The following is a 9,842-nucleotide window of genomic DNA, read 5'->3' as shown; positions in this document are numbered from 1 at the left end:
CGATGCGGCCCAGCAGCTCGCGGGCCTGCACCCGCACCGGGTCGTTGGCCGACTGGCCCGCACGGGCCAGCAGGGCGCGGGCCCGCCAGTAGACCCAGGCACTGTCCTGCGTCTGCTCGGGCGACATGGCCTCGATGGCCTGCTCCACCTGGGGCCACCAGGCCGGCTGGCCGGCGGTGGCGGCGCGCAGGCTGCTGCGCGCCATCCAGGCCAGAGTTTCGGGCGACCAGCTGGCCACCACACGCTGGCCGCTCTGGCGCAGCTCGCCCGCCCCGGCGGCAAGGGCGCGGTCGGTCAGGGCGCGGCCGAAGTAGGTGGGCGCCTCGGGCTGCAGGCGCGAGGCGGCGGCACGGCCCAGCTGGGCCCAGGCCCAGGCGGCCTCTTCGGCCTGCCACTGCCAGCGACCGCGCTGGGCGCCGTCCTGCATGGCGGCGGCCGCGCTGACGGGGTCGTTGCCCGCCCAGCGGATGAAGGCCAGCAGGTTCAAGGGCCCCTCGGCCGAGGCGGGGATGCTCAGCGGGATGGGCGCCAGCGTGGGCCTGGGCTTGCCCTTGCTGGCCGTGCGGCCCTGTCGCTTGGCCGCAGCCGGCTCGCCGATGCGGGAGCCGGGCGCATGGTGTGCGCCATCGCGGCTGGCCGCCGGCAGGCTGCTCGCTTGCACCACCGGCGGGTTGAGGAAGGCCTGCGGGTTCGCCATCAGGCGGGACACGGCCTGGGACGTGGCCTCGCCCAGCAGGCGGGCGGCCTGGCTGACGGTGCGGGGCTTGTCGGCCTCGATGGCCAGGCGCAGCTTGCGCCAGACGTCGTCCTGCGTGAGCACCCCGGCCGCGAGCAGGGCCTGGGCCATGGCATCGCAACCGGCATCCGGGTCCTTCTGCCCCCACCAGGCCTGGCGGGCCTGTTCGCGCCAGTCGCCGGGGCCTTCCATGGGCGTGCCGGTCTGCTGGCGGGCGAGCACACCGTAGCAGCTCACCTCGCGGTCGTCGTTCATGCGAAAGGTGGGCTGCACGCGCAGGAAGGTGCCCCAGTCCTGCCGGCGCCCCAGCTCGAGCAGCCAGTCGTTGCGGGCGCGGTCGGCCACGTAGGCATCGGGCCAGCGGGCCAGGAAGGCGTCCACCTCGGCCGGGCTGGCCTCGCTCTGGCGCAGCAGGAAGAGCCAGTAATCGGCCCAGGGTGCCAGCGGGTGCTGTGCGTTGAGCAGCTGGTCGCGCAGGATCTGCAGGCGCAGCTTGTCTTTTGCACGCCAGGCCTCGCGGGCGTCGGACACCAGGGCGTCACCGGGCGCGGCCTGGGCCAGGTCGGCGCCAGCACCCAGCCCCAGTGCCAGCCAGGCCCCCAGGCAGGCCGCACGCCACCACACGCCGCGGGCAGACGCGGCCTGAGGCCGCACCACGCGAGAGGACGAGGAAGGGAGCGAAGCCGCCGTGGCCGACGCGCCAAGGGCACCCGCCGGGGCGGACGCATACTGTGGGTGAATGCTCAAAATGTGCTGACCTTGCTGATGACCATGACCGACCCGATCGATGCCCGCGCCACCTTGCGCCGCCACCTGCTGACCGCCCGCCGAGACTGGGCCCAGACCCCTGCGGCACCGCTGGCCCAGGAAGCCCTGGCCGACCGGCTGATGGCCGTGCTGGCGCAACTGGAGCCCGATGGGCTGGGCCTGTACTGGCCGATGAAGGGTGAATTTAACCCAAGGGGGGTGGCGCTGGCGGCACAGGCCGAATGGGGATGTCGCCTGGCCCTGCCTTTTGCGCAGCGTGAACCGGTGGCCATGCACTACCGCGCCTGGTCGGGCGAAGAACCCGATGGCCGCGACGAATGCGGCCTGCCCGCACCGGCCGAAGGCAAACCGGTCGAGCCCGATGTGCTGCTGGTGCCCTGTCTGGGCTTCACGGCCGAGGGCTTTCGCCTGGGCTACGGTGGCGGCTACTTCGACCGCTACCTGGCCGCCCACCCGGGCGTGACCGCCATCGGCCTGGCCTGGGAAGCCGGCCGGCTGGACACCGCGGTGCTGGCTCCCCAGGCCCACGACCTGCCGCTGATGGCGGTGCTGACCGAAGCCCAGACCTGGGGCTGAGGCGAAGGTCCGTGGTCCGCCCATGAAAAAGGCCGCCCGAAGGCGGCCTTGGCGGGCGCGAGGTCCGTCGCGTGCGGCCGACTCAGCCTTGCTGACGGCGGCGCGCCACGGCGGCGATGCCGACCAGGCCCAGGCCCATCAGGGCGTAGGTGCCGGGTTCGGGCACGCTGGGGGTGACGGAAGCGGCGGCGGTCACGTCGACCTTCAGGGTGCCGAAGTTCACACCTTGCAGAAAGCCGACGTACAGGGCCGAGGTCGACAGCCCGAATGCGCTCAACACGGCCGTGGCCGAGCTCGAGGTCAGGTTCAGCGACCCGGTGGTCAGCAGACCGGTGCCCAAAGCGGCGTTGAAGGTCTCGCTCACCGAGGGCGTCGTGGCCGAGGTCAGGAACACGCCCGAGTACTTCTGGACGCTGTCCATGGTCAGCACGGCGCTGAGCGACTTGGTCGCATTGCTGTAGCTGATGCCCGTGACGTTCAGGGTCTTGGTGACCCCACCACTGGTCGTCGAGATGGCGAAGCCCGATGCGGCATTGGTCAGGCCGATCAGGTCGGTGGCGGCGCCACTGCTCATCGACACCGAGGTGAAGGACTCGCTCAGCACATTGCTGGCGCTGTTGTACGTGGCAGAGCCCAGCGCCGAGATGGTGGCGCTGCTGCCGAGGGCACCGGTGATGTCGGAGCTCAGGGTGAGCACCGCCGAGGTCGGGGCGGTGAAGGCAGCGGCCTGGGCGGCCGCCGCGACGGTCAGGGAAGCCAGGGCCACCCCGATGTGTTTCAGTCGTGTTGCTTGCATTTGTCCACCTTTGGGTTCTAAGGACCGTGAATCGCACTGCCTGCAGGCAGGTTCCAACGATCTTGCAAGGCAGACCCCGTTGACCCCCTATCGAAGACCCTTAAACACCCCCCGAACACGGGGCGTTCAACAGGCAAAGCAAGGGCGATGCAGCGAACACAGGGAAGCCAAAACGACAAACGCCCCGAAGGGCGTTGCAGGAGGCCGTGACCACAGGGGCCAAGGCGCTCGGCACACAGGCTGCGTCGCAGCCCGGTCAGACTCAGAAGCGGTAGCCGATGCCGACACCGAACAGGATCGGATCGACCTTGACGGTGCCCAGCTTGGTGCTGCCCGAGGACACGTCGGCGCGGATGTCGATCTTCTTGAAGTCGACGTTGAGGTAAAGGTCGTTGCCCAGGGGGAAGTCGGCGCCCACCTGGATGGCCGTGCCCCAGCTCTTCTTCTCAAGGGTCAGGGCGCCATCGGCCAGCTTGACGGCCGAGAAGCGGGTGTAGTTCACGCCCAGGCCGACGTAAGGCTGCACCGTCTTGTTGCCCGGGGCAAAGTGGTATTGGGCCGTCAGGGTCGGGGGCAGGTGGCGCAGCGTGCCGATCTTGTCACCGGCGACCGACACGGTCTGCTTTTGCGGCGAGGTGGCGATCAGTTCCAGCGCGAAGTTGGGGGTGATGAAGTAGCTGCCATCGACTTCCCAGATGTACTTGCTGTTGACCGAGATCACGTTCTCGGGCAGCGCTTCGGCATTGGTGGTCGAGTTCTGGTTGGCCGGATCCAGGTAGAGCGTGCGGAAGCGAACCTGGAAGTCGCCGGCGTGCGAAACGGCAGGAGCCAGGGCTGCGCAAGCGACGGCAGCGGCGGCGATCAGGGAGGTGCGGAGTTGGGTGCGCATGGTGCAGTCCTTCTTGTAGGCAGGTTGCGGAGACGCTGTGTTCGCGTCCCCATGCAGCCATTGCAACAAGCCTGACCCCGCCCAACCTTGCTTTGTGTCAAGTTGGGCAAGCCGCCCACACCGCGCGCCCCCCGCTCGGCATGCGGGTTTGCGCCAGATCAGGCGCTTGACTGGACACTGCAGCGGCCGCGCAACGCGCCCCCTGCTGCGCTCAGCATCCTTGATCTGCGCCAAACACAGGGCACGTTCAGGCGCCCAGGCCCAGGCGGTCGCACAGGGCCTGCACGGGGCCGGCCTGGTTCATCGTGTAGAAGTGCAGGCCGGGCACGCCGGCGCAACGCAGCTGCTCGCACAGGTCGGTCACCACGTCGAGGCCAAAGGCCTGGATGGAGGCCTTGTCGTCACCAAAGCCTTCCAGGCGGGTGCGGATCCAGCGCGGCACCTCGGCGCCACAGGCGTCGGAGAAGCGCAGCAACTGGCTGCTGTTGGTGATCGGCATGATGCCCGGGATGACAGGGATGAAGGCGCCCGCAGCCTCGGCCTCTTCGACGAAACGGAAGTAGGCGTCGGAGTTGTAGAAGTACTGCGTCAGGGCGGCGTTGGCGCCGGCCTTGACCTTGGCCACATAGGCCTTGATGTCGGCCTGCGGGTTGCGGGCCTGCGGGTGCATCTCGGGGTAGGCCGCCACCTCGATGTGGAAGTGGTCGCCGGTTTCCTCGCGGATGAAGGCCACCAGCTCGCTGGCGTAGCGGAATTCGCCAAAGCCGCCGTAGCCGCTGGGCAGGTCGCCACGCAGGGCCACGATGCGGCGGATGCCGGCTTCCTTGAACTGCTGCAGCTGCGTGCGCACGGTGGCCTTGCTGGCACCGATGCACGAGAAGTGCGGCGCGGCATCGAAGCCTTCGCTCAGGATGGCGCGCACGGTGTTGAGCGTGCCGTCCTGCGTGGAGCCGCCTGCGCCGTAGGTGACGGAGCAGTAGGTGGGCTTGAGCGGGTAGAGCTGCTGGCGCACGGCGGCCAGCTTGTCGGCGCCATCGGGGGTCTTCGGGGGGAAGAACTCCATGCTGATGGGCAGGGGCGCGTTGGTGTGGGTCATGTTGGTCTCATCCCTTGAAGGGTGACAGGGCCAGCGGCTTCAAGCGGCGTGGCCCGCACGGACAAAGAACTCCCGGTTGCCATCGCCACCGGCAATCGGGCTGTTGAAGTAGGCGCGCACCTTCAGGCCGAGTTCGGCACAGGTCTGCTTGATGCGGGCCTCGACCTCGGGATAGCTGGCCTCGTCCTTCACGATGCCGCCCTTGCCGATGTGCTCGGGCTGCAGCTCGAACTGGGGCTTGACCAGGAAGATCAGCTCGCCGTCCTTGGCCAGGAAAGGCACCAGGGCCGGCAGGACCAGGGTCAGCGAGATGAAGGCCAGGTCGCCCACGATGAGGTCGAAGCCGCCCTCAGGGGCGTCTTCACCCAGGTCTTCGGGCGTGAGGTGGCGGGCGTTGACACCCTCGATCACGGTGACCTGGGCATGGTCGCGGATGCTGTGGTGCACCTGGCCATGGCCGACGTCGATGCCCACCACGTGGGACGCGCCCAGCGAAAGCAGCACCTCGGTGAAACCACCGGTGCTCTGGCCCACATCGAGGCAGACCTTGCCCTGCACGGGCACGGGGTGCTTGCAGGCACCACAGTGCCTGATGGCGCCTTCGAGCTTGAGGCCGGCGCGCGAGACCCAGCGGGTTTCGGCGTCGTCGAGCACCTTGAACTCCGCCCCCACGGGCAGGGCTTCACCGGCCTTGCGCACGGTGGTCCAGCCCTTGGGGCCCTTCCACTGCACAGCGCCCTGTTCGATCAGCCGCTGGGCGGCCGAGCGCGTGGGGGCAAGTGCGAGCGCGAGGATCTGCTGGTCGGCGCGCTGGGTGAGGTCGGGCAAGGTGGCCATGGGTGGGTCGATTCGAAGGGTCAAGACAAGGTGTCAAAAAAGGAAAGCGCGTGCCGCACCAGGCGACACGCGCAGCAGCCAGGGCTACCGATCAATAACGGTAGGTGTCGGGCTTGTAGGGGCCTTGCTTGCTGACGCCGATGTAGGCGGCCTGCTCGTCGGTCAGCTCGGTGAGCTGGGCGTTGAGCGTGGTCAGCTGCAGACGGGCCACCTTCTCATCGAGGTGCTTGGGCAGCACGTAGACCTTGCCGCTCTCGTAGGCCTCGGGGCGCGTGAACAGCTCGATCTGGGCGATGGTCTGGTTGGCGAAGCTCGACGACATCACGTAGCTGGGGTGACCGGTGCCGCAGCCCAGGTTCACCAGGCGGCCACGGGCCAGCAGGATGATGCGCTTGCCATCGGGGAAGATGACGTGGTCGACCTGAGGCTTGATCTCTTCAAAGGTGCACTGGGCTTCGAGCTTGGCGACCTGGATCTCGTTGTCGAAGTGACCGATGTTGCAGACGATGGCGTTCTGCTTCATGGCGGCCATGTGTTCGTAGGTGATCACGTCGCGGTTGCCGGTCGTGGTCACGAAGATGTCGGCCTTGTCGGCGGCCCAGTCCATGGTGACGACGCGGTAGCCTTCCATCGCGGCCTGCAGGGCGTTGATGGGGTCGATCTCGGTGACCCACACCTGGGCCGACAGGGCGCGCAGGGCCTGGGCCGAGCCCTTGCCCACGTCACCGTAGCCCGCCACCACGGCGATCTTGCCGGCGATCATGACGTCGGTGGCGCGCTTGATGCCGTCGACCAGGGATTCGCGGCAGCCATAGAGGTTGTCGAACTTGGACTTGGTGACCGAGTCGTTCACGTTGATGGCGCGGAACAGCAGGCTGCCCTTGGCGCTCATCTCGTTGAGGCGGTGCACGCCGGTGGTGGTCTCTTCGGTCACGCCGATGATCTCGGCGCCCTTGCGGCTGTACCAAGTGCTGTCCACGGCCAGCTTGGCCTTGATGGCGGCAAACAGGATGCGCTCTTCTTCGCTGCCCGGGTTGGCCAGCACGGAAGGATCCGTCTCGGCCTTCTTGCCCAGGTGCATCAGCAGCGTGGCGTCACCACCGTCGTCCAGGATCATGTTGGGGCCTTCGCCCTTCGAGCCCTTGGGCCCGAAGTCGAAGATGCGGTGGGTGTAGTCCCAGTAGTCTTCGAGCGACTCGCCCTTGTAGGCGAACACGGGCGTGCCGGCTTCCACCAGGGCGGCGGCAGCGTGGTCCTGGGTGGAGTAGATGTTGCACGAAGCCCAGCGGACTTCGGCGCCCAGAGCCTGCAGGGTCTCGACCAGCACGCCGGTCTGGATGGTCATGTGCAGCGAGCCGGTGATGCGCGCGCCCTTGAGGGGCTGCGATGCGGCGTACTCGGAACGGATGGCCATCAGCGCGGGCATCTCGTGCTCGGCGATGGTCAGTTCCTTGCGGCCCCAGGCGGCCAGCGACATGTCGGCGACGACGCAGTCGACGCCCTTGGCTTCGGTGACGAGGGATTTCAAAACAGCGGACATGGAGAGCTCCTAAACGTTCAGAAGCCGCCGTGCGCTGCCGGGAGTCAAAGCGAATGGATACGGCTCACCCAGCGGGACACATGCGGGTGAGCGTCGTTGCAGAAGTCGTGTCTTTCAAGCCTGGAGCCACGCACCGAACGAATCGGCGGGACCTTGCAACGCTCCTTGAAAGGGACCTGAAGTATAAATCTTTCGCCTACACCTGTGCAGCCTGATCGGGCTCTGGCGCCACGATGACGCGGTTGCGGCCCCTTTCCTTGCCCTCGTACAGGGCGCGGTCGGCACGGGCCAGGGCCTGCTCGACGGTCTCACCCGGTGCCAGGATGCTCACCCCCAGGGTGATGCTGAGCGCGGCCAGGCCCGAAGGCAGGCGCAGTTCGGTCTGGCTGACCTGGCGGCGCAGGCGCTCGGCCACATGGCGGGCTTCGTCGTGGGCGGTGCCGGGCAGGAGCAGCAGGAATTCTTCGCCACCCCAGCGGGCCACGTGATCGATCTCACGCACACCGCCCTTCAGGGTCTGGGCCACGGCCTTCAGCGCCATGTCGCCCCCCTCGTGACCGTGCTGGTCGTTGACGCGCTTGAAGTGGTCCACATCGCCCATCACCAGGGCCAGGGGGCGGCCATCGCGGGCGAACACGGCGGCCTCGTGCTGCGCGGCCTCCAGCGCGAAACGGCGGTTGCGCAGCTGGGTCAGCGGGTCGGTGCAGGCCTGGTCGTGCAGGCGGGCCTGGGCTTCGGCCACCAGGCGGTAATAAACGGTGGCGAACAGGCCCAGCATCAGCAGGGTGCTGGCCAGGTTGAAGTAATGCAGGCTGTTGAGGACATGGGATGGCAGCGCGTAAAGCGGGGTGGCTTTGCGGAACACAACGTCCAGCCCCATGTAGAACAGCGCGGCCAACACCGCCACCACCGCCTTGTTGCGGGCGCTGCCCAGGCTGCCCACGATGGCCACCGGCACGATGAGGATGATGTAGTAGTGAAAGCCGGTGTCCCAGCCCACCACCCACACCGCCAGCACGCCATGGGCGACCACCTCCAGCATGACCAGGCTGAAGGCCAGCAGGGTGCGCCCGCCGTGCACCAGCAATCCGGCCAGGGCATAGAGCAGCACGCTGGCCACGTTGATGCGGGCCATGGCCCCCACGCCGGCCGAGTCGAACAGCATGATGAAACTCAGGTGCGCCACCGCCGCGATGACCGAGATGGTCATCACCAGAGCGGGGAACACGTCGGCGGTGTTGCCGGTGTTCAGCAGGCGCAGGAGTGAAGGCAAAGGGGAACGCGCAGGGCGGCTCGCAAAATGGAACTACCGGCCTTATCGGCCCACCCCGGGCTGGCTTGAGCGCCTCCGCCCCAGGATGCGGCAAAACACACGCACGTTACGATGGATGCCTTCGGCGCACTGCCTTGTGTCCCCACCATGAACCGCCCAGAGCCCCGTGCACCCCTTCCGCCCTCGGCACCGTCCGGCTCGGGCAATGCCCTGCCGGTGGGCCACCGCCTGCACGAGTTCGAGATCGAGGGCCTCATCGGCGAAGGCGGCTTCGGCATCGTCTACCTGGCGCGCGACACCACGCTGCAGCGCACGGTGGCCATCAAGGAGTACATGCCGGCGGCCCTCGCCAGCCGCGGCCCCGACCTGGCCGTGAGCGTGCGTTCCGAGCGCCAGCGCGAGACCTTTGCCCTGGGCCTGCGCAGCTTCGTCAACGAGGCGAGGCTGCTGGCCTCCTTCGACCATGCGGCGCTGGTCAAGGTCTACCGCTTCTGGGAGGACCACGGCACGGCCTACATGGTCATGCCCTTCTACGAGGGGCCCACGCTGAAGAACTGGCTGCGCGAACGCGGCCATGCGCCCGACGAAGCCTGGCTCAAGGCCTTGCTGGCGCCCCTGCTCGACGCCCTGGCCACCCTGCACGCCGACGCGGTCTACCACCGCGACATCGCGCCCGACAACATCCTGCTGCTGGGCGCCGACAAGCCCCTGCTGCTGGATTTCGGTGCGGCCCGCCGCGTGATCGGCGACGCAACCCAGGCGCTGACGGTCTTCCTCAAGCCCGGTTACGCCCCGGTGGAGCAGTACGCCGAGGTGCCCTCGATGAAACAGGGGCCGTGGACCGACGTCTACGCCCTGTGTGCCGTGCTCTACGCCGTGATCATGGGCAAGGCCCCGCCGCCCTCGGTGGGCCGCATGATGAAGGACGACATGGTGCCGCTGGCCGAGGCCGCTGCGGGGCGCTACACGGCGCCCTTCCTGGCAGCCATCGACGCGGGCCTGGTGGTCGATCCCACACAGCGCATCCCCGACATCCCCACGCTGCGCGACCGCCTCTATGCCGTGCGCCAGCCCAGCGCCTACGAGCTCGCCCTGAACGCGCACACGCCCACCATCCTGGTGCCGCGCCCGGCAGCGGCGCCCGCCGCTCCCCCCGCGCGCGCCACGTCTCGCACGGCGCGGGCCCCCGGCCCGGTGCACCTCCAGCCCCGGATCCTGCCCCGGATCCTGCTTGGCATCGGCCTGGCCGGCCTGCTGGCAGCCGGAGGGGCCTGGTGGTGGCGGCAGCGGCCTGCGCCGGCCCCCGCCCCCGTGGTGGCCGCCAGCCAGGC

The 9,842-nt window shown here is 68.5% G+C and carries 8 protein-coding genes, 1 pseudogene and 1 riboswitch; of the genes and pseudogenes, 2 read left to right on the top strand and 7 right to left on the bottom strand.

Annotated features, from left to right (window positions below; translation table 11 throughout):
* Positions 1-1,483: pseudogene (locus tag QZ994_RS16585) on the bottom strand (hypothetical protein); the annotation flags it as partial.
* A gap of 24 nt (positions 1,484-1,507) precedes the next feature.
* Between QZ994_RS16585 and QZ994_RS16580 the strand changes: the two are divergent.
* Positions 1,508-2,080 (top strand): 5-formyltetrahydrofolate cyclo-ligase, encoded by a 573-nt coding sequence (locus tag QZ994_RS16580; RefSeq protein WP_290874166.1) that lies wholly within the window; start codon positions 1,508-1,510, stop codon positions 2,078-2,080.
* 82 nt (positions 2,081-2,162) lie between these two features.
* Here QZ994_RS16580 and QZ994_RS16575 read toward each other — a convergent pair whose 3' ends face one another.
* The 6 genes from QZ994_RS16575 to QZ994_RS16550 form a co-directional block, all read right to left on the bottom strand.
* Positions 2,163-2,876: a PEP-CTERM sorting domain-containing protein gene (locus tag QZ994_RS16575; RefSeq protein ID WP_290874164.1), complete on the bottom strand. Its 714-nt coding sequence runs from the start codon at positions 2,874-2,876 to the stop codon at positions 2,163-2,165.
* Between the two features lie 262 nt (positions 2,877-3,138).
* On the bottom strand, positions 3,139-3,765 hold the full coding sequence (locus QZ994_RS16570) for an OmpW family outer membrane protein (protein ID WP_290874161.1): 627 nt from the start codon (positions 3,763-3,765) through the stop codon (positions 3,139-3,141).
* Between the two features lie 247 nt (positions 3,766-4,012).
* Positions 4,013-4,861, bottom strand: a complete 849-nt coding sequence (gene metF, locus QZ994_RS16565) for a methylenetetrahydrofolate reductase [NAD(P)H] (RefSeq protein WP_290874158.1) — start codon at positions 4,859-4,861, stop codon at positions 4,013-4,015.
* Positions 4,862-4,900: 39 nt separating this feature from the next.
* On the bottom strand, positions 4,901-5,698 hold the full coding sequence (locus QZ994_RS16560; protein WP_290874155.1) for a TlyA family RNA methyltransferase: 798 nt from the start codon (positions 5,696-5,698) through the stop codon (positions 4,901-4,903).
* Between the two features lie 91 nt (positions 5,699-5,789).
* Complete coding sequence (gene ahcY / locus QZ994_RS16555; RefSeq protein WP_290874152.1) at positions 5,790-7,238, bottom strand: adenosylhomocysteinase; 1,449 nt, start codon at positions 7,236-7,238, stop codon at positions 5,790-5,792.
* A gap of 81 nt (positions 7,239-7,319) precedes the next feature.
* Positions 7,320-7,411: riboswitch (S-adenosyl-L-homocysteine riboswitch) on the bottom strand.
* A gap of 23 nt (positions 7,412-7,434) precedes the next feature.
* Entirely contained in the window at positions 7,435-8,511 is a 1,077-nt protein-coding gene (locus QZ994_RS16550) for a diguanylate cyclase (RefSeq protein WP_290874149.1), read from the bottom strand.
* A gap of 147 nt (positions 8,512-8,658) precedes the next feature.
* On the opposite strand from QZ994_RS16550, the gene QZ994_RS16545 reads away from it, so the two are divergent.
* On the top strand, positions 8,659-9,842 hold a 1,184-nt coding region (locus QZ994_RS16545), incomplete at its 3' end, for a serine/threonine-protein kinase (protein WP_290874146.1).

This window comes from Aquabacterium sp. (assembly GCF_021768455.1).
Classification (GTDB): Bacteria; Pseudomonadota; Gammaproteobacteria; order Burkholderiales; family Burkholderiaceae_C; genus Aquabacterium.
Note: the sequence above shows the minus strand (reverse complement) of the source record. Positions and strands in the feature narration are given on the sequence as shown.

Excerpts from the sequence above, each read along its gene's own strand:
- QZ994_RS16570 (WP_290874161.1), bottom strand. The coding sequence starts at position 3,765 with ATGCGCACCCAACTCCGCACCTCCCTGATCGCCGCCGCTGCCGTCGCT.
- metF (WP_290874158.1), bottom strand. The coding sequence starts at position 4,861 with ATGACCCACACCAACGCGCCCCTGCCCATCAGCATGGAGTTCTTCCCC.
- QZ994_RS16575 (WP_290874164.1), bottom strand. The coding sequence starts at position 2,876 with ATGCAAGCAACACGACTGAAACACATCGGGGTGGCCCTGGCTTCCCTG.
- ahcY (WP_290874152.1), bottom strand. The coding sequence starts at position 7,238 with ATGTCCGCTGTTTTGAAATCCCTCGTCACCGAAGCCAAGGGCGTCGAC.
- QZ994_RS16560 (WP_290874155.1), bottom strand. The coding sequence starts at position 5,698 with ATGGCCACCTTGCCCGACCTCACCCAGCGCGCCGACCAGCAGATCCTC.
- QZ994_RS16580 (WP_290874166.1), top strand. The coding sequence starts at position 1,508 with ATGACCGACCCGATCGATGCCCGCGCCACCTTGCGCCGCCACCTGCTG.